The sequence below is a fragment of the Pelagerythrobacter marensis genome, from assembly GCF_001028625.1.
GTDB lineage: Bacteria > Pseudomonadota > Alphaproteobacteria > Sphingomonadales > Sphingomonadaceae > Pelagerythrobacter > Pelagerythrobacter marensis.
On record NZ_CP011805.1, the window covers coordinates 625,857 to 649,986 of the forward strand.

The following is a 24,130-nucleotide window of genomic DNA, read 5'->3' on the forward strand; positions in this document are numbered from 1 at the left end:
ATTGTCTGCCAGTCCGATCCGCCACCACCGGCTTCGTCAGTGCCCGCCCGGTCGCGGGGGCAGGCCGTGGGCCGCGCCCATGCGGCGGATCGCCTCGACCTTGGCGTCGAGCGGTTTCCAGTCGTCCTCGCGGTCGATGGCCGACCAGATCGCTTCCACTTCCTCGATCAGCATGGTTTGCGGTTCGTCTTCGTCCCAATAGGGGTGGGCGCCGGGCACGGGGCGGTATCCGTCCAGCGCGGCGGCCAGATCGCCGGCCGCATCCCGCCCGCCGCGATGGCGATGGAAGAAGCGATCGGGCTGATCCCCGCTTTCGCGCATTGCCTGTTCGCAGGCGGCGACGAGCCTGCCGTCACGCTCCGCCCCCAGCGGCTCGACGCCCAGTCGCCAGCACCAGCGCCGGGCCACCGCTGCCATGTAGAGCGGGCCGAACCGGTCGAGCGCGGCGATCAGCGGCGGGGCATCAACCAGCAGGCGCAGCGCGACCGCGAGCTGGCCCAGGTTCCAGTGAACCGCCTCCGGCTGGCGGCCGAAGGCATAGAGGCCGTTCTGGTCGAAATAGGCGGCGGTAAAGCCCGGGTCCCAGTTCGGCAGCCAGCGCCAGGGGCCGTAATCGAAGCTTTCGCCGGTGATGTTGATATTGTCGGTGTTGAGCACGCCGTGGACGAACCCGGCGACCATCCACGCGGCGGCGAGATCGGCCATCCGCTCCACTGCCTGGTGCATCAGGATCACTGCGGGTTCCCCCCGCCCCGGCGCATCGGCCGGCGGGGGCGGGCCGGGAAACTGCGCCAGGCAGTAATCGACGAGCTGCGCCATATGCTCCGTCTCCTCCAGCGCGAGCAGGCGCTGGAAGGTGCCGATGCGTATATGGCCGTGGCTCAGCCGGACCATCACGGCGGAGCGGGTGGGCGAAGGCTCGTCGTGCCGAACCAGTTCCTCCCCCGTTTCGATGACCGATAGCGTCTTGGAGGTATAGACGCCCAGCGCCTCCAGCATTTCGGTCGCCAGAATCTCGCGCACCGCGCCCTTCAGCGTCAGCCGTCCATCCGCCGTGCGGCTGTGGGGCGTTCGGCCCGAACCCTTGGTGCCCAGATCGAGCAGGCGGCCCGCGCCGTCGCGCAATTGTGCGAACAGGAACCCGCGCCCGTCGCCGATATCGGGGTTGTACACCCGGAACTGGTGCCCGTGGTATCGCAGGGCGAGGGGGCGGGGCAGGTTGCCGGGCAGCGGATCGAACCGCGCGAAGTGCGCGACCCAGCGATCCGCATCGTAATCGTCCAGCCCGATTGCCCCGTCCCAGCGGCGGTTGCGGAAACGGATCTTGGCCTGCGGAAAGCGTGCGGGATCGACCGCATCGGCGATCCAGCCCGCAAGCGGGGCGATGGCAGGATCGGGGCGATAGGGCGACGCTTGCGGTTCCTGGCTCATAAGGCGATAGTGGGGTGCGCGGGCAGGGCTGGCAATGCGGCTGCCCGGCGATGCGAGGATTTGGACACAGGAAATTCCCGAAAACCGATGGGCACTGGATTTACCGACCGATTCTGGGAAAGCCCGGACGGCCTGAAACTGCATTATCGCGATTATGACGGGCGGGCGGATCGCGCGCCGGTGGTGTGCATGCATGGCCTGACCCGCAACGCACGCGATTTTGCCGCGCTGGCGGGCCATCTGGCGGGCGATCGGCGCGTGCTGGTGCCCGAAATGCGCGGGCGGGGCGAAAGCGAATATGCGCGCGATACCGCCAGCTATACCCCCGCGACATATGTCGCCGATGTGGAGGCTCTGCTGGCGCAGGAAGGGATCGAACGCTTCGTCGCGGTCGGCACGTCGCTCGGCGGCCTGATGACGATGCTGTTCGCCGCCGCCGATCCGGCGCGGATCGCGGGCGCGGTGCTGAACGACATCGGGCCGGAAGTGGAAACCGCCGGGCTCGCCCGGATCGGCGAGTATCTGGGGCAGGCGCGCAATTTCCCCACCTGGATGCACGCCGCCCGCGCGCTGGAGGAAGTCCATGCCCCGGCCCATCCCGGCTTCGACACCGAAGACTGGATCGCGATGGCCAAGCGGGGGATGGCGGTTCAGCCGAACGGGCGGATCGCGTTCGATTACGACATGGCCATTGCCGAACCATTCCAGGGCGGGGAAGGCGCTGCGGCGCCCGATCTGTGGCCCGCGTTCGATGCGCTGGCTTCGGCCCCGCTGCTGATCGTGCGCGGCGCGCTGTCGGATCTGCTGTCCGATGCCACCGCGCAGGCAATGGTTGCGCGCCACGGCGATGCGGAACTGGTCACCGTGCCCGATGTCGGCCATGCACCGCTGCTCGACGAGCCGGAGGCGCTGGCCGCAATCGACCGGCTGGTGGCCCGCGCGGCATGAGCGGGCGGAAAGGCGGCGACCGGCCGCGCATCCTGCACCTGCATTCGACCTTTTCCGCCGGGGGCAAGGAACTGCGCACCGTGCGGCTGATCAATGCCTTCGGGGCGAAGGCGGAACATACGATCGTATCGGGCGAGCCGGGGCGGATGGAGGCTGCGCAGCATATCGCGCGCCATGTCCCGGCGCGCTATCCGCGCGAATTCCCCACGCTGCAGGGCAAGCCCACGCCGGGCCGCCTCCAGCGGCTGGCGCGCGCGATGCAGGGATACGATCTGGTTCTGACCTACAACTGGGGCGCGATGAACGCGGTGCTGGCGCATACGGTGTTCAAGGACGTGTTCGGCCTGCCGCCCCTGATCCATCACGAAGATGGCTTCAACGAGGACGAACGCGAACGACTCAAACCCCTGCGAAACTGGTTCCGCAAGATCGCGCTGGGCCGATCGAACGGGCTGGTCGTTCCGTCCGAGACGCTGGAGCGGATCGCGCTGGAGGTGTGGGAACAGCCGATCGGGCGGGTGAAGCACATTTCCAACGGGATCGAGACCGTCGCCTTCGCCAAGCGGCCCAAGCCGGATGCCCTGCGCGGGGTGGTGAAGCGCAAGGGCGAATTCTGGGTCGGCACGCTTGCCGGTTTGCGCCCGGTCAAGAACCTGCCCCGGCTGGTGCGCGCCTTTCGCGGCCTGCCCGACGACTGGCACCTGGTGATTGTGGGCGAGGGGCCGGAACGCGACGCGATCCGGGCCGAGGCGGACGAATACGATATCGGCCACCGGGTCCACCTGCCTGGCTTCGCACCCGACCCGGCGCGTTATGTCGGGCTGTTCGACATCTTCGCCCTGTCTTCCGACAGCGAGCAGTTTCCGATTTCGGTGGTCGAGGCAATGGCCGCCGGCCTGCCCGTCGCCGCCCCGGCGGTGGGCGATATCGCCGATATGGTGGCCGATGCCAATGTCCCGCTGATCGCACCGCGGGGGGACGAGGCTGCGCTGTCGGGGAACCTGGCACAGCTTGCCGGCGATGCCGCGCTGCGATCTGAAGTCGGCGCGGCAAACCGGGCGAAGGCGCGCGAAAGCTTCGACGAAAAGCCGATGATCGCGGCCTATCGCCGGCTCTATTCCTCCGCCATGAACGGCAAGGCGCTGGGATGAACGGCCCTGCAGGCTTCACCTCGGGTTCACTCTGCCGGGGACAGGCAGGTTTCCAAGTTGAATTGATGCGCCCATCCGCTAAACACCCCCGCCGACCACTCACGGAAACTTGAAAGAGCCGGAACTTGGCCCTCAACCTCCCATCCAAGCAGAATCCCGAACGCCGCCGCGCCGCCGAAGAAGACGTGCTGATGCGCGAAGTCGACGATGCCGTGCGGCAGGATCAGTATTCGGATTTCGCCCGTCGTTACGGCAAGATCGTGATCGGCGTGGTCGTGCTCGGTCTCGCCGCATTCGGCGGCTACCTGTACTGGGACAGCCGGCAGGAAGCCGCGATGGAACAGCAGTCCGAAACGCTGGTCGCCGCGCTGGATCAGTTGCAGGCGGGCAATCTCGATGGTGCGACCGAAGGGCTCGCCTCGCTGGATGGCGAAGCGGGCGGAGCGGCGATTCAGGCTGCGCTGATCGAAGCGGGCGCGGCGATGGAACAGGGCCGGGCGGAAGATGCTGCCCGGATCTACGCGCAGGTTGCCGCCAACGAGGATGCGCCGCAACTGCTGCGCGACATGGCGACGGTGCGGCAGGTCGCGGCGACGTTCGACACGATCGAACCGGCAGAGGCGATCGAGCGGCTCGAACCGCTCGCCGTTCCGGGCAAGCCGTTCTTCGCCAGCGCGGGGGAATTGGTGGCGATGGCCTATCTCGAACAGGGCAAGGACCGCGAGGCGGGGACGCTGCTGGCGGCAATCGCCAAGGATGAAGACCTGCCCGAAGGCCTGCGTTCGCGGGCCCGGCAGATGGCGGGCGCGCTGGGCGTGGACGCGATCGAGGATGTCGATGCCGTGCTCGAAGAAATGCGCACGCCCGAAGGCGGCAATCAGCCGGCGCAATAGCAGTTCAGGATCTACCCGATGATGACGAATAGCATTTCCAATCTGGGCCGCGGGATTGCCGTTGCCGCGCTGGCGGCGACGCTCGGCGCCTGCGGCATTTTCGGCGGCGACGGCGATACCAAGACCACGCCGACGCTGGGCGAGCGCAAGCCGGTTCTCTCGCGGATCGAAACCGGCGCCCAGGTCGATCCTTCGCTGGCCGGCATCGAGGTGGTTCTGCCCCCGGCGCAGACCAATGCCGCATGGCCCCAGGCCGGCGGCACGGCGGACAAGTCCTACGGCCACCTTACCCTGTCCAACAGCCCGGCAAGCGCCTGGACGGCCCAGATCGAAGGCGGGAGCGAACGCCGCCGGCTGGCTTCTGCCCCGGTCGTGGGCGGCGGCATGCTCTATGCAGTGGGCACGGACGGGGTGGTCCACGCCTTCGATGCGCAGAGCGGCACGCCGCGCTGGACCTATCGGATGGAACAACCCGGCAATGTCCGCCAGTCCGCCTTCGGCGGCGGCGCGGCATTTCACGAAGGGCGGGTCTATGCCACCAACGGCGTGGGCGAAGTCGCCGCGCTCGATGCGGAAACCGGGGCGGAAATCTGGAAGGTCCAGCCCGCCGGCCCGCTGCGCGGATCGCCGACCATTGCGTTCAATTCGGTTTACGTGATGACGCAGGACAATCAGATCCACGCGCTCGACGCCGCGACCGGCGCAGCGCGGTGGAACGAATCCGGATCTCAGGCGCAGGCGGGCGTCTTCGGGGTGGCCGCCCCTGCAGCGGGGCAGGGCACGGTGATCGCCGGATACAGCTCGGGCGAACTGGTCGCCTACCGCTACGAAAACGGCCTCGTTGTCTGGTCCGACGCGCTGGCGCGGACCTCGATTTCCACCGAAGTCGGCTCGTTGACCGACATCGACGCCGATCCGATCGTCGATTCGGGCAAAGTCTATGCGCTGGGGCAGGGCGGCCGCATGGCGGCTTACGAACTGGTCACAGGCCAGCGGATCTGGGAACTCAACGTCGCAGGCATTTCCACCCCCGCGGTGGCGGGCGAATGGATCTTCGCGCTGACCGACGATGCGCGCCTTCTGGCAATCGCCCGCTCTTCGGGCAAAGTCCGCTGGATGACCCAGCTTCAGCGCTATCGCGACGAGGAAGACCGCGAAGGCGCGATTTTCTGGACCGGGCCGGTGCTGGCAGGCAACAGCCTGTGGGCCGCGAGCAGCCGGGGTCAGGTCTATCGGATCAGCACCGGCGAAGGATCAGCCAGCCTGTTCGTCGATTTGAAAGAGCCGGTTTCGCTGCCGCCCATCGTGGCCAACGGAACGCTCTATCTGCTCGACGATTCGGGCACGATCCACGCTTACCGCTAGGCACCTGCCCACCCCCGACCCCTCCCGCAAGCGGGAGGGGAGCGAGACTTGCTGAGCCGAAGGCGAAGCTAGTCGCAGCGGGCCAGCCTTACCGCGTCCTTAACCCTTTGCGGCTATCGCGCGTGCCGAGATGAGCGCGCACCAGCCCCCGGCAAAAGCCCTTCCGGCGAGCGACGTTTCGGCGGGCGTGGGCCTGGCCGGGCTGCTTGGCCTGTTCGCGTGGATCGCGTTCTGCCGCAACTGGCCGCAATTTGCCGATGCCTTCGCGCTGCCCGGCCCGCGTGCGCCGTTGTCCGGCCCCTATGCCGCGCTGGCCGCCCTGGCATTTTCCGCCGGGCCGATGGCGCTGTGGTCGCTGCTGGTCGACAAGGTTCACCGCAATCCCTCGACCGGGATCGACTGGAACCATCGCCGGCCGCTGGCCGATGTTCTGCCGGTTTCCGTGGTCAAGATCGGGGCGCTCTGGGCGACATGGGCGATCATCGGGTTCCTTTACTGCGTCGCGCGCTGGTATTGGGATGGGCAATACCTGTTCGCGATGGAAGTGATTGCGGCTGCCGCGATTCCGCTGTTCGTGCTCTCCGTCCCCTATGTCCTCTGGCTTGATCGGCGCATGGTCGAACCGCGCGATCATGCCTGGCACTTCGGCGCCATGCTGCTGGGGCGCGAGGCGTTCGACCCGGACGAAGTGAAGAAGCACTGGCGCGCCTGGATCATAAAGGGGTTCTTCGGCGCTTTCATGATCTCCATCCTGCCCGGCGGGTTCGCCGCGGTGGTGGAGGCCGACCTGGCCGGGCTCGCCGCCGACCCGGTGCGGGCGAGTGTGGTGCTGATCGAACTGCTGTTCGTGATCGACGTGCAGATCGGCACGGTCGGCTATCTCGTCACGTTCCGCCCGCTCGATGCCCATATCCGCAGCGGCAATCCGCTGCTGTCGGGCTGGGTTGCGGCGCTGATCTGTTACCCCCCGCTGGTCTATGCCTTCATGGGGGCCGATGGGATGCTGGCTTACGAGGTCAACACGCCGGGCTGGGCGCACTGGCTGGCGGGGCACGGGGCGCTGATGTGGCTCTGGGCCGCCTGGCTGGTGTTCCTCACCGGCGTCTATGCCTGGGCGACGGTGGCGTTCGGGGTGCGCTTTTCCAACCTCACCTATCGCGGCGTGCTGACCCACGGCCCCTATCGCTTCACCCGCCACCCGGCCTATCTGTCGAAGAACCTGTTCTGGTGGAGCGCGACCCTGCCGTTTCTCGTCTCCAGCGGATCGCCGGTCGATGCGATCCGCAACACCTTCTTCCTCGCCTGCGTCAGCGCGATCTACTTCTGGCGCGCGAAGACGGAGGAAGCGCACCTGCTGGGCGAAGATGCGAAATACCGCGAATACCACGCCTGGATGGACCGCCACGGGCTGATCACCCGCCCACTCACCGCCCTCCGCCGCCGCCTGCGCCCCCACGGCCCGATGCTGACGCAGGGGCAGAGGGAAACGCGGACGATCGAAACACCGTCACCCTGAACGTACTTCAGGGGCCATTTCGCTTTCCGCGCCCGCGGTGCCGGGCAGCGGGCCTTAAAAGCTTTGTTCGTAAACCCGCGTTACGTCGCCGGCCCATTCGCCGCGGTAGAGATCGAGCAGGCGTTGTGCGGGGACTTTGCCGCTGGCGACAATCTCGTCCAGCGTTTCGAGGAAGCCGGTTTCGTTGTCGCCACCGGTGTTGAGCCGGGCGCGGGCGGCGAGGCCCGCGCGCGAGATGGCGAGCACTTCGCGGCCCAGTTCGCGCAGGGTCCCGCCACCGGGCACGGGCGCGTCGAGCGCCAGTTTCGGCACCGAGTTTCGCAGGGCCTCGCGCTCTTCCATCGTCCAGTCCTTCACCAGATCCCACGCGGCATCGAGCGCGGTCTGGTCGTAGAGCAGGCCGACCCAGAACGCGGGCAGGGCGCAGATCCGGCTCCACGGTCCGCCGTCGGCGCCGCGCATTTCGAGGAAGCTTTTTAGCCGCACTTCGGGGAAGGCGGTGGAGAGGTGATCCCACCAGTCGCCCTCGCGCGGTTTTTCGCCCGGCAGGGCGGGCAGGTTCCCGTCGAGGAAATCGCGGAAGCTCTGCCCCGCAGCGTCGATATATTTCCCGTCGCGGAAGACGAAATACATCGGCACGTCGAGCATGTAGTCGACCCACCGTTCGTAGCCGAAGCCGTCTTCGAACACGAACGGCAACATCCCGGTGCGGTGCGGATCGGTGTCCGACCAGATGTGGCTGCGATAGGAGAGGAAGCCGTTGGGCTTGCCTTCGGTAAACGGCGAATTGGCGAACAGCGCGGTGGCGAGCGGCTGCAGCGCCAGGCCGACGCGGAATTTCTTCACCATGTCCGCTTCGCTGCCATAGTCGAGATTGACCTGGATCGTGCAGGTGCGCAGCATCATGTCGAGGCCGAGGCTGCCGACGCGCGGCATGTGCCGGACCATGATGTCGTAACGCCCCTTGGGCATGATCGGCAGGTCTTCGCGCGCCTTGTCGGGCCACATGCCAAGGCCGAGGAAGCCGACCCCGCAGCATTCGCCGATCGCCTTGACCTGTTCGAGGTGGCGCCCGGTTTCGTTGCAGGTTTCGTGCAGGTTTTCGAGCGGCGCACCCGACAGTTCGAGCTGGCCGGCCGGTTCCAGGCTGACGGTGCCGTCGGCCCCGCGCATGGCGATAACCTTGCCGCCTTCTTCCACCGGTTCCCAGCCGAACTGCTTCAGGTTGAGCAGCAGGTCGCGAATGCCGCAGCTTTCGTCGTAGCTGGGGGCGTGGAAATCGCTGCGGTTGTAAACGAGCTTCTCATGCTCGGTCCCGATGCGCCAGGCATCCTTGGGCTTCTCTCCACCCTGCATCGGCGCGACCAGTTGATCGCGGCTTTCGATGATCGGGTCTTCGGTGGCGGCAGCCTCGCGTGTGCTCATTCGATCGGCGTTAGGAAACCGTGCCTTTCGTGGAAAGGAAATTATTCTTCTACGATTGCGTTTCGGCTTGCCAGTCGCCGCAGGTCGCCATCCAAACCGCGGTGGCGGCAATCGCGGCGGTTTCCGCGCGCTGGATGCGCGGGCCCAGCGCAATCGGGCGGGCGGCGGGCAGGGCACGGACCGCCTCCCGCTCCGCATCGTCGAAGCCGCCTTCGGGCCCCACCAGCAGCGCGGCCGGGCCCGGATTTTCGGCAAAGGCGCGCGGGGCCGGGGTGCCGCCCAGTTCGTCGGCGAAAAACAGTGTGCGGCCCGCCGGCCAGTCGTGCAGCAGCCGGTCGAGATCGGTCGCGGGGGCCAGTTCGGGCAATGCGGTGCGCCCGCACTGTTCGGCAGCCTCGACCATCCGCTTGTGCAGCCGTTCCTGGTTGACCTTGCGCACGACGGAGCGGCGCATGGCGACCGGCACGAACCGGCGCACGCCCAGTTCGCAGGCTTTTTCCGCAACGAGGGCGAAATTGTCGCGCTGGATCGGGGAGGCGCAGAGCCACAGGTCGGGCACGTCCTCGCGCGGGGCGAGGCGCTGTTCGACGATGGCGGTCCCCTTGCGCGTGTCGGCCCGGTCGATGCGGGCGAGGTATTCGCCCGTGCGGTTGTCGAACAGACGCACCGGATCGCCTTCGCCGCGCCGCATCACGGCGACGAGATAGCGCGCCTGTGCGGGATCGAGCGCCACCGTCGCGCCCGGCGCGATCTCGCCGTCGATATAGAGGCGCGGGGTCGAACGGGGCGGCCAGGCGGGGGTGGCGGGCATGGGCCCGCTCTAGCCGAGCCGGGGCGGCGATCAAGGCGCGATCGCAGCTTTCGCCCGCCTCGCGAGGGGGCTAGAGTCGTTTTCAGCAAGGCTGAAGCGGCACCGGCCCGCACCCCCACCCGGCCACCCAACGGCAGGGTATTCTATGGGTGGCCGGGTGGGGGTGCGGGCCGGTGCCGCCTCAATGAAAACGATTCTAGGGCATCAGGCATGAGCGAGAACATCGTCCCCGACAGCGAACATCGCGGCCTCGTCGCCCGCCTGCCGCAGGTCCCGCGCGACCTGGCGCAGCTGGGCCGGTTCGACCGGCCGATCGGCTGGTGGCTGCTGTTCTGGCCCTGTGCTTACGGCCTGTTGCTGGCGGGCGGGGCCGCGCAATGGGGGCTGCTCGCCTGGTTGCTGCTGGGCAGCGTGGCGATGCGTGCGGCGGGCTGCGTCTATAACGACATCGTCGATGCCGATCTGGACCGCAAGGTCGCGCGTACCGCCGCGCGCCCGGTCGCGAGCGGGCGAATATCGAAGCGGCTCGCCTGGGGCTGGCTGCTGGCGCTGTGCGCGGTGGGCCTGATCGTCCTGCTCCAGTTGCGCTGGCAGGCGCAGATCGTGGCGCTGGCGAGCCTCGCGCTGGTCGCCGCCTATCCGTTCATGAAGCGGATCACCTGGTGGCCGCAGGCCTGGCTGGGGCTGGTGTTCAGTTGGGGCGCACCGGTCGGCTGGATCGCGCTGCGGGGCGACAATCTGGATGCTCTGGCCGCGCTCTATGCCGGGTGCGTGCTGTGGGTCATCGGCTATGACACGATCTACGCCCTGCAGGACCGGGAGGATGACGCGCTGGTCGGCATCCGCTCTTCCGCCCTGCGGCTGGGCGCGCGGGTCAGGCCGGGGGTGGCGCTGTTCTATGCCGGTGCAGTGGCGCTGTGGGCGCTCGCCTTCTGGCTGCTGCGTGCCGACTGGGTCGCCCTGCTGGCGCTGATCCCGGCGGCGGCGCACCTCGCCTGGCAAGTGGTCACGCTCGACCCCGCGCACCCGGCCAACCCGCTCGACCGTTTCCGGGCGAACCGCTGGACCGGGGCGCTGGTGGCTGTCGCCTGTTTCGTGGTCGGCAACGCCTGACGCGGATCAGCCGTAACTGACGACTTCGAATTCGATCCCGTCCCAGTCGAAGAAATAGAACCGGCGGCCCGGTTCGTAATCGGCGTGGGAGAATGGCTTCAGCCCGGCCTCGATCACCACCTTTTCCGCCGCGTCGAGATCGTCGACCAGCAGGCCGACATGGTTGAGCGGCACGCCCTTGGCGTATCCGCCGCTGGCATCGGAATTGGTGTAGAGCGCGAGATAGGTCCTCTCGTCACCGACGTGGATCGTCTCGCCCCCCAGCATGGCCGGGCCGCGCCAGCGCTCGTGCCAGTCGAGCAGTTTCTCGAACAGCGCGGCGCTGCGATCCGGGTCGGTTACGGTGAGGTTGGCGTGTTCGATCTGGCCCTTGGGCATAGTGTGCACTCCTTGCTGTGTCGGCAGCCTATGCCGCCGTGTTGCGAATCGGTGCGTGTGACAATGCAACTTCAACTGAACTTGAGGTCAAGAACGAAATGCGCTAGCGGCGAATTATGCGAGCCAGCGATCTCCTTCCCATCGGCGCCCTTGCGCGGCGCACCGGCCTTTCCCCGTCCGCGATCCGTTTCTACGAGGACAAGGGGCTGGTCACTGCTCACCGCACCGGCGGCAACCAGCGCCGTTTCCTGCGCTCCGACATTCGCCGGCTCAGTTTCATCCTGATCGCGCAGAAACTGGGCCTTTCGCTTGAAGAGATTGCCGAACAGCTTGCCCGTCTGCCCGACGGGCGGACCCCGACCAGTTTCGACTGGTGGAAAATCAGCGAGGCGATCCGCGACCGGCTCGACCGGCGGATTGCGCAGCTCGAGGCGATGCGCGACAATCTGGACGGGTGCATCGGCTGCGGGTGCCTGAGCCTCAAACACTGCAAGCTCTACAATCCCGAAGACCGCGCGGGGGAGGCTGGCCCCGGCCCGCGCGTCCTGCGCCGGCTGGAGCAGGACGGCACCTAGCTAGGTCCGGTCCGGCTTCACCCTGCCGCGGGGGCCCTGGCGGAAGGCCCAGCGTAGCGTCGTGCCCATTCCCCAGGCCGCAGCGCGCGCCGGAAGTACGCCGAGGCGCGGCCGTTCCAGCCCCAGCATCGAACGGGCGAAAGGTGGCAGCAGGCCGACTGCCTCCGCCGCCAGCGTGGCCTGAAGCGCCGCGGGCGCAGCCTCCGGGCGCTGGGTCAGCACGAATTGCGCGACTTCGCGCGCCTGGGCCGATCCGCGCAGGTCGGCGCGCAGATCGCGAAAGATCGCCTCCGCCTCGCGCTCGCTTTCGGGTACCGGATCGGCCCCCAGCGCGCGGGCGATCACCGCGAACTGGCGATAGTATTCGTCGCGCGCGGCGTGCGGCAGGCCGGGGCGGACATAGCGCAAATAGGCGGCGAGGAAGCTGGTTGCCTCCGCCACATGGACCCAGGCCAGCGTGCGCGGATCGCGCGCGGAATAGGGCGTGCCATCGGGCAGGGTTCCGCCCACCTGGCGATGGATGCGGTTGACCCGGTCGATCGCCGCCTGCGCATCGTGGCGATGGCCGAAGGTCGTAACCGCGATGAAGCGCGCGGTGCGCCGCAGCCGCCCATGCATGTCGTGGCGGAAATCCGAATGGTCGAGCACGCCCTGAAGCGCATGGGGGTGGAGCATCTGCAACAGCAGGCCGCGAATCCCGCCGACCATCATTCCCACGATGTCGGCATGGACCAGGCGGATCGGTGTATCGCGCGCGAATAGAGCATCGTCGGACGGGGGCACTGGCTGCTGCCCTTCTTCGTTGAACACCGCGCGGACCCGGCGGACCAGTTCTTCGCGCAGACGCTCGGTCGGGGGGCGGGCGGACATGGGACCGACTATAGGCTTGTGCGGCGACAATGAAATCTCCGCGAAATCTCCGCGCGTGGCGCTTGCAGCGGTGCGGCCGCGCGTATAGTCACCCGCGCGAGATGAACGACATGACCGACAAGAGCTTCGACCACGCGAGCAAGACCGTAATCGCCGCACCCGACACCGAAGTCGACGTGCGCGAGACATTCGGGATCGACATCGACTGGAAAGTGCCCGCGTTCTCGAAGCCCGACGAACGCACGCCCGACCGCGACGATGCCTACGTGTTCGAACCGCAGACCACGATGGCGATCCTGGCGGGGTTCGCCCACAATCGCCGCGTGATGGTTCAGGGCTATCACGGTACGGGCAAGTCGACGCATATCGAACAGGTTGCCGCGCGGCTCAACTGGCCCTGCATTCGCATCAACCTGGATGCGCATATCAGCCGGATCGACCTGGTCGGGCGCGACGCGATCGTTCTGCGCGATGGCCTGCAGGTCACCGAATTTCGCGAAGGGCTGCTGCCCTGGGCGCTGCAGCATCCGGTGGCGCTGGTGTTCGACGAATACGACGCCGGTCGGCCCGACGTGATGTTCGTGATCCAGCGTGTGCTGGAACAGGCGGGCAAGCTGACCCTGCTGGACCAGAACCGCGTGATCCGGCCCGATCCGAATTTCCGCCTGTTCGCCACCGCCAACACGGTCGGGCTCGGCGACACCAGCGGCCTCTACCACGGCACACAGGCGATCAATCAGGGGCAGATGGACCGGTGGAACATCGTCGTCGCGCTCAATTACCTGCCGGCGGATACCGAGCAGGAGATCGTCGCGGCCAAGAACCCGGACAGCGATCCGAAGACGATTGCTGACATGATCAAGGTTGCCGACCTGACCCGGCAGGGCTTCATCAACGGCGACATTTCGACCGTGATGAGCCCGCGCACGGTCATCACGTGGGCGGAAAATGCCGCAATCTTCAAAGATATAGGCTTCGCCTTCCGTCTCAGCTTCCTCAACAAGTGCGACGAGGCGGAACGGATGCTGGTCGCCGAGTATTACCAGCGCGTTTTCGGCGAGGAACTGCCGGAGAGCGTGGTTTCACCGGCGTGACGGGTTGAAGCGGCTCATGGCTGTGTTAAGTAGATAACACAGTGTTTCAATGACCCGCATCTTTTCCTGGCTCTCGCGCGATCGGCGCACCGGCGGCGATGACGAGCCGGACGAGCCGGGATTCTATGCCCTGCAGGATGCGCCCGGCGGCGGCTGGACCGATGCCGATGCCGATGCCGACGCCGAACCGGATCGCGCGCGCCGCGGAACGGAAACGCGCTCGTCCGGTGGCCGAAGCGGGGGCGACCCCTGGGCCGAACGGCTCGAGCAGCTTGACCGCTATATGGAGGACGAGCCGAAGCGCGAACGCAAGCGCCGGCGCTGGCGCTGGGCAGTGCGGATCGTGGCCGGGACGCTGCTTGCCTTCTTCCTGCTGATCGGCTGGCTGGCGGTGACCGCGCCGCTGTCGCGCTCTCTCGAACCGATTGCGCCGCCGCAGCTCACCCTGCTGGCATCGGATGGCACGCCGATCGCGCGCAACGGCGCGGTGGTGGACGAGCCGGTGCGGGTCGCCGACCTGCCGCCGCACGTGATCGAACCGTTCCTGGCGATCGAGGACCGGCGATTCTACAGCCACTGGGGAATCGATCCGCGCGGGATCGCGCGTGCGGCGTGGTCCAATGCGACCGGCGGCCCGACCCAGGGCGGCAGCACGATCACCCAGCAACTGGCCAAGTTCACGTTCCTCACCCCCGAACAAAGCCTGACGCGCAAGGCGCGCGAGGCGTTGATCGCCTTCTGGCTGGAAGCCTGGCTGAGCAAGGACGAGATCCTCGAACGATATCTGTCGAATGCCTATTTCGGCGACAATACTTATGGCCTGCGCGCGGCCTCGCTCCATTATTTCTACCGCCACCCGGAAAACCTGAAACCCGAACAGGCAGCGATGCTGGCCGGCCTGCTCCAGGCCCCGTCGCGGCTCGCGCCCACGCGCAATTTCGACCTTGCCGAACAGCGTATGCGGCTGGTGGTCGCGGCAATGGTCGATGCCGGGTACCTGACGGGGGAGGAGGCCGGACGCCTGCCGACCCCGCGGCTGGACGTGCGCACGCGCAACGAACTGCCGACCGGGACTTATTTCGCCGACTGGGCCCTGCCCGAAGCGCGCAAGCTGACCGGCAGCGGCTATGCCGAACAGACGATTGCGACCACGCTCGATTCGCGCCTGCAGGGCATTGCCCGCGATGTCGTCGCCCGCGCGCCGCTGGGTTCAGCGCAAGTCGCGCTGGTGGCGATGCGGCCGAATGGGGAGGTCGTGGCGATGATCGGGGGGCGCGATTACGCCAAATCGCCGTTCAACCGCGCGACCCAGGCGAAACGCCAGCCGGGGTCGACCTTCAAGCTGTTCGTCTATCTCGCCGCGCTGGAGGCGGGGATGTCGCCCGAGGACGCGATCGACAACAGCATGATCGAAACGGGCAGCTATCGCCCGCGCAACGCCAGTGGTTCCTATTCGCAGAGCCTGACGCTGGAACAGGCTTTCGCCCGGTCCAGCAACGTCGCCGCGGTGCGGGTGTTCGAACAGGTGGGGGACGAGGCGGTGATCGACATGGCTCGCCGGCTGGGTGTGACCTCTCCGCTGGCCGAGGGCGATCCCAGCCTGGCGCTGGGCACCTCGACCATGACCCTGATGGAACTGACCGCCGCCTATGCCGGGATCGCCGCGAACGAATTTCCCGTGCGCCCGCACGCTTTCGTGGAGGAGGAGCCGGGCTGGTTCGACTGGCTGTGGAACGGGAAGGAAAGCCTGTCCGGGCGCAGGCAGGAACAGATCGAGCGCCTGCTGCGCAGCGCGATCAATCGCGGCACCGGGCGCGCGGCAATGCTGCGCGGGCCGAATTTCGGCAAGACCGGGACCACGCAGGACAACCGCGATGCGCTGTTCGTCGGCTATGCCGGCGATCTGGTGGTCGGGGTGTGGGTCGGCAACGACGACAATTCGCCGCTTGCCGGGATCAGTGGCGGCGGGCTGCCGGCACGCATCTGGCGCGACTTCATGGCGCGGGCGCTGGGCGAAACGCGTGCTCCCGCCCGGTCGCGCCCGACGCCGAGCCCCGATCCGAGCGGGCCGGTGCAGCCGCAGGACGTGCCGCAGATCGGCGATATCCCATTGGGCGAGGACGGATCGCGCCTGCGCGTGCGCGAAGACGGGGTGACCCTTTCCACCGACCTCAACGGCATTCCGGTCGATGTCCGGCTGGATCGCGACGGGGTTGCGCTGGAGCCGGGCACCACGCCGCGCGACGCCCCGGCGGAGGACACTGCGCCGCGCTAGTCACCCGCAATCGAGGTGCGACACCCTACTTCCGTCATGCTGAACTCGTTTCAGCATCCATCATGCCTCCGGGCACCGTCGGCACAGGAGGAGGCGCGCGGCGGCCTCAGTCGAAGACGCGCTCGAACACCTGGTCGACCTGGCGGAAGTGGTATTCGAGGTCGAACTTCTCCTCCAGCTCGGCCTCGCTCAGCGCCGCGGTGACTTCGGCGTCCTGCTTCAGCAGGTCGAGCAGCGCCAGCTCGCCATCCGATTCCCACACTTTCATCGCGTTGCGCTGGACGATGGCATAGGCATTCTCGCGGCTGACCCCGGCCTGGGTCAGCGCCAGCAGGACGCGCTGCGAATGGACCAGTCCGCCCATGCGGTCGAGGTTCTTCTGCATCCGTTCGGGATAGACCAGCAGCTTGTCGATCACCCCGGTCAGCCGCGCCAGCGCGAAATCGAGGGTAATCGTCGCGTCGGGGCCGATGAAGCGTTCGACCGAGGAATGGCTGATGTCGCGTTCGTGCCACAGGGCGACGTTTTCGAGCGCAGGCAGGGCATAGGCGCGGATCATGCGCGCCTGGCCGGTCAGGTTCTCGGTCAGGATCGGGTTGCGCTTGTGCGGCATCGCGCTCGAACCCTTCTGGCCGGGGGAGAAGTATTCTTCCGCCTCCAGCACTTCGGTCCGCTGGAGGTGGCGGACCTCGACCGCGACCCGCTCGATCGAACCCGCGATCACCGCCAGGGTGGCGAAGAACATCGCGTGCCGGTCGCGCGGGATGACCTGGGTGGAAATCGGCTCGATCGCCAGGCCAAGCCGCTCGGCCACGTGTTCCTCCACCGCCGGATCGACATTGGCGAACGTTCCCACCGCGCCTGAAATCGCGCACGTCGCGATTTCCTCGCGCGCGGCGACCAGCCGCTTGCGGCAGCGGGCGAATTCGGCATAGGCCTGCGCCAGCTTGAGGCCGAAAGTGACCGGTTCGGCATGGATGCCGTGGCTGCGGCCGATGGTGGGCGTATATTTGTGCTCTTCCGCGCGGCGGCGGATCGCGGCCAGCAGCAGGTCGAGGTCTTCCAGCAGGATATCCGACGCGCGGGCAAGCTGCACGGCCAGGGTCGTGTCGAGCACGTCGGAACTGGTCATGCCCTGGTGCATGAAGCGGGCCTCATCACCCACCTGCTCCGCCACCCAGGTGAGGAAGGCGATCACGTCATGCTTGGTCACCGCCTCGATCGCGTCGATCGCAGGTACGTCGATCTTCGGGTCGGTCGCCCACCAGTCCCACAACGCCTTCGCCGCGCTTTTCGGCACGACGCCCAGCTCGCCCAGCTTCTCGGTCGCGTGGGCCTCGATCTCGAACCAGATGCGATAGCGCGCTTCCGGCTCCCAGATCGCGGACATCGGGGGGCGGGCGTAACGGGGGACCATGGGCAAACTCCGGGCGGGATAACGGGTGTCGCCGCGCGGCTATAGGCGGGGAGGCCGATTGGCAACCCGCCAGAAGGGCGATAGGGTGCAAAGCAGGGGAATTGCATCGCTGGGGGGCATATGCATCGTTTGACTCGTCTGATTACCGGGGGAATATCCGCAGTCGCCATCGCCGCGCCTGCCTGGGCGGGGGAAGAAATCCTCTATCAGCCGGAACCGGAATGGGTCGAAGTGGCTGACCTCCCGCCAGCCGACAGCCATCCGGGCAAGCCGATGCGTCTGGTCGAATCGCAGGTGCTGATGGACGGCGGAACGGTGTGGGAATTCACCGACATCGCATTCGCGTTCGACACGCCAGAAATGTTGAGCGAGCTGGGCACGGTGTCGCCAAGCTGGCTGCCGGACAAGGGTGACCTGATCGTCCATCGGATAGAGCTGGTGCGCGATGGCGAAACGCTGGATGTCCTGGCCGACGGCGCGCGGTTCGAAGTGCTGCGGCGCGAACGATATCTGGAACAGCGTATGCTGGACGGTGGACTTACCGCAACGCTGGCCGTTCCCGGCCTGCGCGTGGGCGACACGATGCGCGTCGCCTATTCCGTCACCCGCCGCGACCAGGCGCTGGATGGCGAGATGGAATGGAGTTCCAACATTCTGGCCGAGCCTTTGCCAGTGGCCAGCGGGCGCATCGTGGTGTCGTGGCCCGAAGGGCAAGCGGTGACGCATGGGGCCATGCGCGCGGGGGACGCGGTAAAGGTGTCGCAAGCCGGGGGGATGAACCGTCTGGCGATCGATCTGCCAATCGCCGAACCGCCCGAGATGCCCGACGATGCGCCGATGAGGTTCCGGCTGTCGCCGCTCGTGCAGGCGGGGACGTTCGATAGCTGGGAAGCCGTTTCCTCGACGATGGCCCCCTATTTCAGCACCGAAGGCACGATCGCCCCGGATGGCGAGATCGCGCAGGAGGTGGAACGGATTCGCGCCGCCACTGCCGATCCGCTCGCTCGCGCGGCGCTGGCGGCGCAGCCCGTGCAGGACGAGATCGGCTATCTCATGAACGGCCTCGACGGGGGCAATTACCTGCCGCAGACGCCGGCCGAAACCTGGCGAAACCGCTACGGCGACTGCAAGGCGAAATCGCTGCTGTTGCTCGCAATGCTGCGCGAACTGGGGATCGATGCGGAAGCGGTCCTGGTCAGCACCACGATTGGCGACGCGGTGCCGGAACTGCTGCCCGTGCCGGGTAACTTCAATCACATGATCGTGCGCGCCGATATCGGTGGGGAATCCTACTGGCTCGACGGGACAAGCACGGGCACCCGCCTGCAGACGATCGCCGCCGTGCCCCGGTTCGGCCATGCCCTGCCGCTGCGCGAGAGCGGGGCGGGGCTGCAGGCCATTCCCGCACGGGCCCTGCCGGTGCCGGGGCGCACCGTGCGCCTGACGGTGGACCAGAGCGCGGGCGTGGCCGTGCCGGCTCTGTTCGATTTCGAACTGACTGTGACCGGGCCCGAAGCCTCGGCGCTTCGGATGCTGTCGCAGATGGACGACAGCGACCAGCGCGACGAGGCCATTCGCGGCGCCGTGACGGCCGCCATCGGCGAACATCGCCAGATCGAAAAGTCGATCACCTTCGATGATGAAACGGGCAGTGCGACCATCACCGTCGACGGCCTGATGACCACGCCCTGGGAGATGCGCGACGGGCGCTATCGCCTGGAACTGCCCTATCTCCCGGCTGCCACTTTCCGTTTCAACAACGATCGCGCCCGTGCGGAGTGGCGCGATCTGCCGGTGATGGTGAACGGCCCGCTGTTCTGGCGCGGCGAAGTCGAATGGCTGCTGCCCGATGGCGGCGAAGGCTTCACTGTCCGCGGAGAGCCCACGTTCGAACGTGAGATCGGCGGAAACCTGCTCGTCTCCTCGGGCGGGATAGAGGGTGAGCGGATCGCGATCACTCAGGATGTGAAGAGCATTGCGTGGGAAATCCCGGCCAGCGAACTCGCCGGGGTCAAGCGCGAGGCGATCCGCATGAAGCGCCGCCTGCCCACATTTGTTGCGCCGGCGGACACCCGGCGGGCGTGGGACTATCGCGGCGCGGACCGGGACATGCTGGCCGAGCTTGAGGAAGCCTATGCCATCCTGATCGAGCGCGAGGATGATGACGATGCGGGCGCCTATAACAACCGCGCATCGTTCCGCGCAGGTATCGGCGACTGGGAAGGCGCGCTGGCCGATCTCGACATTGCGGTAGAGCGGGAACCGGCGGCCTGGACGTACCGCTTCCGCGCCTCGGCCCGCCGCCAGATCGGCGACCTTCACGGTGCGCTGGAGGATCTGCAGACGGCCGAAACGCTCGATCCGGCCAATCCCGACCACTACACCCAGATCGAGATCCTGGGGCAACTGGGCCGGGGGGAAGAGGCGATCGCGCTGGCGGAAGAAAGCGCGCTGGTCGCCAGCAATCCCGATTGGGGCGATATCCAGCTCGCCTATGCCGAAGGCTGGGCGGGGCAGAAGGACGAAGGGCTTTCGCGGCTCGCCGATCTGGTGGAATTTGCCGCCCCTGGTTCGGAGACGTTCAATGCGCTGTGCTGGTACGCCGGCATCTGGAACCTCGCCACGCCCGATACCGTGCCGGTCTGTCTGAAAGCGGTCGAGCAGTCGGCAGGCGGGATTTCCGCGCTGGATAGCCGCGCGATGGTCCTGTTCCGGCTGGGGGAGGCAGAGCAGGCGCTGACCGATCTGGACAAGGTTCTGGCCGCGGAGCCGGGGTCCCACGCCTCCCGCTATCTGCGCGGGATCGTGCGGTTTGCCCTGGGCGACGACACCGCGGGCCGCGACGATATCGCGCTTGCCCTGTCGGCGGAGCCGGCGCTGGATGCGATCTACCGGGTTTACGGGCTGGTGCCCCCGCAGTGATGGCAGCGCAGTGACGGCAGGGCAATTGACTCACTCATAACTGAATGGTTATGGGTGAGTCATGTCGCGCAACGCTTCGGATCCGCTGTTCAGGGCGCTGTCTGACGGCAGCCGGCGTGCGCTGTTCGAACGGCTTTGCCGCGACGGAGAACTCACGGTCGCCAGCCTGACAGCCGGTGCGGGGATCTCTCAGCCCGCGGTTTCCAAACATCTCGCGATCCTGAAGCAGGGCGGGCTGGTCGATGCCCGCCGCGCGGGCCGGGCGACATATTATCGCGCGCGCGCCGATCGCCTCGCGCCGCTCGACAACTGGACTCGCGAAATGCGCGAAATCTGGGACGCGCGCTTCGACGCTCTCGACGATCTTCTGCAAAGGATGGACAATTGACCAGCGAAGACACCGAAACCCGCACGCTGACGATGGAACGCGAGTTCGCCCATCCGCCGGAGCGGGTGTGGCGCGCCCTGACGCAAAGCGAACTGCTGGCCGAATGGATCATGCCCAACGATTTCCGTGCCGAGATCGGCGCGCGTTTTTCGATGGATGCTGACTGGGGCAAAGTGGAAGGCGAAGTGCTGGCGGTGGAGCCGCAGCGCCGCCTGCGCTACACCTGGAATGGACCGGGGCTGCAAAGCCAGGTCGAATGGAGGCTGGAACCGGCAGGGGCCGGCACTCGCCTGATGCTGGAACAGACCGGGTTCCGGCCGCAGGATCAGCAGGCCTATTACGGCGCACGCGCAGGCTGGCCGCGCTTCCTCAAAACACTCGATACGCTGCTGGAAAGGATCGACTGATGCCCGCAACGATCAGACAATGGCACCGCTGGATTTCGATGGCTTTCGTGGCGACGGTCGCCGCGATCTTCATCGTTCAGGCGCTGATGACGCCGCCGGAATGGCTTTACTACACGCCGCTGCCGTTCCTCTTCGCGCTGATCCTGTCCGGCATTTACATGTGGTTCCGCCCTGCGCGACCGGGAGCCGCGAAATGAGCGACGGCAGCGAGCCGAAGCTGCTTTCGGGCGGCAATCCCCAGATTGCCAAGGGGGAGGGGGATGCCCCGGTCCAGGCCTATATCGCGGCAATGCCGGGTTGGAAGAAACCGATCGGCGAGGCGCTGGATGCCATGATCGTGGCCGAGGTGCCCGGCGTGGAGAAAGCGATCAAGTGGAACACGCCGTTCTACGGCGTTGAACAGGGATGCTGGTTCACCTCGTTCCATTGTTTTGACCGCTATGTGAAGGTCACCTTCTTCCGCGGCGGATCGCTCGATCCCAAACCGCCGGAGAAATCGAAATATCCCGAAGTGCGGTATTTTCATCTGCACGAAGGTGAATTGCCGGACGACCGGTTTGCCGACTGGATCAGGCAGGCCGCGGCGCTGCCCGGCGAAAAGCTGTGACGAAAGGCGGGATATGACGACCGCCGATCAGCCGGCCGACTGGCGCCACGAAATCCTGGCCCGGATGCGCGAGATCATCCTCAGCGCCGATCCGGAAGTCGTCGAGGAGGTGAAGTGGCGCAAACCCTCCAACCCCGCCGGCGTGCCGACCTGGACCTGTGAAGGGATCGTCTGCACCGGGGAAACCTACAGGGACAAAGTGAAACTGACGTTTGCCCACGGGGCTGCGCTCGACGATCCGGAGGGACTGTTCAACGCCAGCCTGGAAGGCAAAACGCGCCGCGCAATCGATTTGCGCGAAGGCGACCGGCCCGACCCGCTGGCCCTGACCGCGCTGGTGCGCGCAGCGATTGCCCGCAATCGCGCGAAGGCGGCGGGCTGATCTCAATTCGCGGTTCGTTTCGGCTTCGTTTGACAGCGGCCCCGACGGCGTCCACCTAGGCCGCTCGTCACTACGGATCGAGAACAAGGGTTCATGAAGACTGGCCCGGATCGGTTTGCGATCCCGGGCGTAACGACACGTTATGATCGAGCTTCCGACTTTCGCCGACATGGGCCTGCCAGGCCTTGCCCCGGGCACCGAAGCGGTGATCGGGTTGTGCATCCTGGCGGCAATCGCCTGGCTGGGCAATTTCATTGCCAAGCACGTGATCCTGCGCGCCCTGATCGCGCGCGTCCTGCCGCAGGACGGGCCCAGCCCGCGCAAGGTCGTTGCCTATCTTGCCAATATCGTCCCGACGGTAATCGTCGCATATGGCGTTGGGGCAGTGCCGCATCTGGCACCGCAAATCGCGTCGGTGATCGCCAATGTCGCCAACGGGGTGACGATTTTGGTCATTGCGATGGCGATCAGCGCAGGGCTGAGCTTCATCAACGCGCTTTACGAACGCAAGCCCCAGGCCGCGAGCAGGCCGATCAAGGGCTATATCCAGGTCCTGAAGATTGTCGTCTATTCGGGCGCGGCGATCCTGATCGTCGCGGTTCTGATCGAACAGTCGCCGCTGCTGCTGCTTTCGGGGCTGGGCGCAATGGCGGCGGTCGTCCTGCTGGTGTTCAAGGACACGATCCTTTCGCTTGTCGCATCGGTCCAGCTTACGTCCAACGACCTGTTGCGGGTGGGCGACTGGATCGAAATGCCGCAGGCCGGTGCCGATGGCGACGTCATCGACATCGCGCTGCACACGGTGAAAGTGCAGAATTTCGACAAGACGATCGTTTCGATTCCCACGCACAGGCTGATCAGCGAAAGTTACAAGAACTGGCGCGGAATGTCCGAAGCGGGCGGCCGCCGGATCAAGCGGGCGATCTTCATCGACCAGAATTCGATCGGCTTCCTTGCGGACGAAGACGCCGCCGGTCTGAAGCGGTTCGCCCTGATCGCGGATTACCTTGAGGACAAGCAGCGCGAAATCGGCCAGTGGAACGCCGATCTGGGCGACGCGGGGCGCGAGGCGGTCAATGCCCGGCGGGTGACCAATGTCGGCACGTTCCGCGCCTATGTGATCGCATATCTGCGCGCGCACCCGCGGATTTCGCCGGCGATGACGCTGATGGTGCGCCAGCTGGAGCCGGGGCCGAAAGGGCTGCCGCTGGAAATCTACTGCTTCACCGACACGACCGCCTGGCTCGAATACGAACGGATACAGTCCGACATTTTCGATCACCTGCTGGCGATCCTGCCCGAATTCGGCCTGCGGATCTTCCAGCAACCCAGCGGCCTCGATCTTCGCGAGCTGACGACAGGCTCGTAAGGCGGGCGGCTAGCGGCCCGGCGGCTTGGGCGCGGCGTTCAGATCAGCCCTTTGGCCCGCAGGCTCGCATGTCCTTCGCGCCCGACGATCACGTGGTCGTGGACGACGATCCCCAGCAGTCGCCCCGCTTCCGCAATACGCCGGGTGATCTGGATATCGGCAGTGCTCGGTTCGGGGTTTCCGCTCGGATGGTTATGCACCATGATCAGCGCACTGGCGCCGACATCCAGCGCGCGCCGGACCACCTCTCGCGGGTGAATCGCCGCTTCGTCTATCGATCCGTCGCCGACGTGGTGATCCAGGATCAGCCGATTGCGCGTGTCGAGATAGAGCACGCGGACCCGTTCCACGGTCAGATGCGCCATGTCGATCGTGAGGTAATCGATCAGCGCCTGCCACGATCCCAGCACCGGCTTGCCCTGGACTTCGCCGCGCGCCATGCGCCGGGCGGCGAGCGCAGTGGCCTTGAGCATCGCCGTGCCCGTATCGCCCATGCCCTTCACCTGGGAAAGTGCGGCGGGATCGGCGTTGAGCACTGCGGGAAGCGTGCCGAACCGGTCCAGCAGCGCCTTGGCCAGCGGCTTGGTGTCGCCGCGTGGATTGCCGGCGAACAGGAGATATTCCAGCACCTCGTAATCGGCCAGCGCCTCGGCCCCGCCGGTCAGCAGCCGTTGGCGCAGGCGCGCGCGGTGGCCGGTGCCGGCGTGACGCGGCGCGGGCTTTGCCGGTTTGTCCCCTTCCTGCGGCAATCGCTCCCCCCTTTGGCGCGTTCGACAGCGACGCATTGCCTTTG

The 24,130-nt window shown here is 66.8% G+C and carries 23 protein-coding genes; 16 read left to right on the top strand and 7 right to left on the bottom strand.

Features of this window, described 5'->3' with window-relative positions; genetic code table 11:
• Positions 1-36 precede the first annotated feature (36 nt).
• Positions 37-1,431 (bottom strand): protein adenylyltransferase SelO family protein, encoded by a 1,395-nt coding sequence (locus AM2010_RS03000; protein WP_047805813.1) that lies wholly within the window; start codon positions 1,429-1,431, stop codon positions 37-39.
• 87 nt (positions 1,432-1,518) lie between these two features.
• Here AM2010_RS03000 and AM2010_RS03005 point away from each other — a divergent pair, with 87 nt between their 5' ends.
• From AM2010_RS03005 to AM2010_RS03025, 5 genes are all read left to right on the top strand, one after another.
• Positions 1,519-2,379, top strand: a complete 861-nt coding sequence (locus AM2010_RS03005; RefSeq protein ID WP_047805814.1) for an alpha/beta fold hydrolase — start codon at positions 1,519-1,521, stop codon at positions 2,377-2,379.
• Positions 2,376-3,530, top strand: coding sequence for a glycosyltransferase (locus AM2010_RS03010; protein WP_047805815.1), 1,155 nt, complete (start codon positions 2,376-2,378; stop codon positions 3,528-3,530). The genes AM2010_RS03005 and AM2010_RS03010 overlap by 4 nt, the downstream gene beginning before the upstream one ends.
• A gap of 125 nt (positions 3,531-3,655) precedes the next feature.
• The gene (locus AM2010_RS03015) at positions 3,656-4,423 is read left to right on the top strand and encodes a tetratricopeptide repeat protein (protein ID WP_047805816.1); all 768 of its coding nucleotides are present in this window, start codon (positions 3,656-3,658) and stop codon (positions 4,421-4,423) included.
• 18 nt (positions 4,424-4,441) lie between these two features.
• The gene (locus AM2010_RS03020) at positions 4,442-5,788 is read left to right on the top strand and encodes an outer membrane protein assembly factor BamB family protein (protein WP_150115222.1); all 1,347 of its coding nucleotides are present in this window, start codon (positions 4,442-4,444) and stop codon (positions 5,786-5,788) included.
• 130 nt (positions 5,789-5,918) lie between these two features.
• Entirely contained in the window at positions 5,919-7,304 is a 1,386-nt protein-coding gene (locus AM2010_RS03025) for a methyltransferase family protein (protein WP_047805817.1), read from the top strand.
• Positions 7,305-7,358: 54 nt separating this feature from the next.
• Here the strand turns inward: AM2010_RS03025 and AM2010_RS03030 are convergent, their stop codons facing one another.
• Positions 7,359-8,729 carry a glutamate--cysteine ligase gene (locus AM2010_RS03030; protein ID WP_047805818.1) on the bottom strand — a complete coding sequence of 457 codons (1,371 nt, stop codon included), beginning with the start codon at positions 8,727-8,729 and terminating at the stop codon, positions 7,359-7,361.
• A 49-nt stretch (positions 8,730-8,778) separates the two neighbouring features.
• Complete coding sequence (locus AM2010_RS03035) at positions 8,779-9,540, bottom strand: 16S rRNA (uracil(1498)-N(3))-methyltransferase (RefSeq protein WP_047805819.1); 762 nt, start codon at positions 9,538-9,540, stop codon at positions 8,779-8,781.
• A 210-nt stretch (positions 9,541-9,750) separates the two neighbouring features.
• On the opposite strand from AM2010_RS03035, the gene ubiA reads away from it, so the two are divergent.
• Complete coding sequence (gene ubiA, locus AM2010_RS03040; RefSeq protein WP_047805820.1) at positions 9,751-10,653, top strand: 4-hydroxybenzoate octaprenyltransferase; 903 nt, start codon at positions 9,751-9,753, stop codon at positions 10,651-10,653.
• Positions 10,654-10,659: 6 nt separating this feature from the next.
• Here the strand turns inward: ubiA and AM2010_RS03045 are convergent, their stop codons facing one another.
• The gene (locus tag AM2010_RS03045; RefSeq protein ID WP_047805821.1) at positions 10,660-11,031 is read right to left on the bottom strand and encodes a VOC family protein; all 372 of its coding nucleotides are present in this window, start codon (positions 11,029-11,031) and stop codon (positions 10,660-10,662) included.
• A 116-nt stretch (positions 11,032-11,147) separates the two neighbouring features.
• Here AM2010_RS03045 and soxR point away from each other — a divergent pair, with 116 nt between their 5' ends.
• Positions 11,148-11,606: a redox-sensitive transcriptional activator SoxR gene (gene soxR, locus AM2010_RS03050; RefSeq protein WP_047805822.1), complete on the top strand. Its 459-nt coding sequence runs from the start codon at positions 11,148-11,150 to the stop codon at positions 11,604-11,606.
• On the opposite strand, the gene AM2010_RS03055 is transcribed toward soxR, so the two are convergent.
• Entirely contained in the window at positions 11,607-12,476 is an 870-nt protein-coding gene (locus AM2010_RS03055; RefSeq protein ID WP_047805823.1) for an oxygenase MpaB family protein, read from the bottom strand.
• Between the two features lie 101 nt (positions 12,477-12,577).
• Here AM2010_RS03055 and cobS point away from each other — a divergent pair, with 101 nt between their 5' ends.
• Together cobS and AM2010_RS03065 are read left to right on the top strand one after the other, a co-directional pair.
• Positions 12,578-13,570 carry a cobaltochelatase subunit CobS gene (gene cobS, locus AM2010_RS03060; RefSeq protein ID WP_047805824.1) on the top strand — a complete coding sequence of 331 codons (993 nt, stop codon included), beginning with the start codon at positions 12,578-12,580 and terminating at the stop codon, positions 13,568-13,570.
• Between the two features lie 49 nt (positions 13,571-13,619).
• Complete coding sequence (locus tag AM2010_RS03065; RefSeq protein ID WP_420834966.1) at positions 13,620-15,845, top strand: transglycosylase domain-containing protein; 2,226 nt, start codon at positions 13,620-13,622, stop codon at positions 15,843-15,845.
• Positions 15,846-15,951: 106 nt separating this feature from the next.
• Here AM2010_RS03065 and purB read toward each other — a convergent pair whose 3' ends face one another.
• On the bottom strand, positions 15,952-17,262 hold the full coding sequence (purB, locus tag AM2010_RS03070) for an adenylosuccinate lyase (protein WP_047805825.1): 1,311 nt from the start codon (positions 17,260-17,262) through the stop codon (positions 15,952-15,954).
• A gap of 120 nt (positions 17,263-17,382) precedes the next feature.
• Between purB and AM2010_RS03075 the strand changes: the two genes are divergently transcribed.
• The 7 genes from AM2010_RS03075 (at position 17,383) to AM2010_RS03105 (ending at position 23,337) form a co-directional block, all read left to right on the top strand.
• Positions 17,383-20,184 carry a DUF3857 domain-containing protein gene (locus tag AM2010_RS03075; RefSeq protein WP_047805826.1) on the top strand — a complete coding sequence of 934 codons (2,802 nt, stop codon included), beginning with the start codon at positions 17,383-17,385 and terminating at the stop codon, positions 20,182-20,184.
• 61 nt (positions 20,185-20,245) lie between these two features.
• Entirely contained in the window at positions 20,246-20,572 is a 327-nt protein-coding gene (locus tag AM2010_RS03080) for an ArsR/SmtB family transcription factor (RefSeq protein WP_047805827.1), read from the top strand.
• Positions 20,569-20,979 carry an SRPBCC family protein gene (locus tag AM2010_RS03085; protein ID WP_047805828.1) on the top strand — a complete coding sequence of 137 codons (411 nt, stop codon included), beginning with the start codon at positions 20,569-20,571 and terminating at the stop codon, positions 20,977-20,979. Before AM2010_RS03080 ends, AM2010_RS03085 begins: the two co-directional genes overlap by 4 nt.
• Positions 20,979-21,176 carry a hypothetical protein gene (locus AM2010_RS03090; protein ID WP_047805829.1) on the top strand — a complete coding sequence of 66 codons (198 nt, stop codon included), beginning with the start codon at positions 20,979-20,981 and terminating at the stop codon, positions 21,174-21,176. The genes AM2010_RS03085 and AM2010_RS03090 overlap by 1 nt, the downstream gene beginning before the upstream one ends.
• Positions 21,173-21,586 carry a DUF1801 domain-containing protein gene (locus AM2010_RS03095; RefSeq protein WP_047805830.1) on the top strand — a complete coding sequence of 138 codons (414 nt, stop codon included), beginning with the start codon at positions 21,173-21,175 and terminating at the stop codon, positions 21,584-21,586. The genes AM2010_RS03090 and AM2010_RS03095 overlap by 4 nt, the downstream gene beginning before the upstream one ends.
• 13 nt (positions 21,587-21,599) lie before the next feature.
• Complete coding sequence (locus tag AM2010_RS03100; RefSeq protein WP_047805831.1) at positions 21,600-21,968, top strand: DUF1801 domain-containing protein; 369 nt, start codon at positions 21,600-21,602, stop codon at positions 21,966-21,968.
• Positions 21,969-22,110: 142 nt separating this feature from the next.
• Positions 22,111-23,337 carry a mechanosensitive ion channel family protein gene (locus AM2010_RS03105; protein ID WP_047805832.1) on the top strand — a complete coding sequence of 409 codons (1,227 nt, stop codon included), beginning with the start codon at positions 22,111-22,113 and terminating at the stop codon, positions 23,335-23,337.
• Between the two features lie 38 nt (positions 23,338-23,375).
• Here the strand turns inward: AM2010_RS03105 and radC are convergent, their stop codons facing one another.
• Positions 23,376-24,086, bottom strand: a complete 711-nt coding sequence (radC, locus tag AM2010_RS03110; protein WP_047805833.1) for a RadC family protein — start codon at positions 24,084-24,086, stop codon at positions 23,376-23,378.
• Between the last annotated feature and the right edge of the window lie 44 nt (positions 24,087-24,130).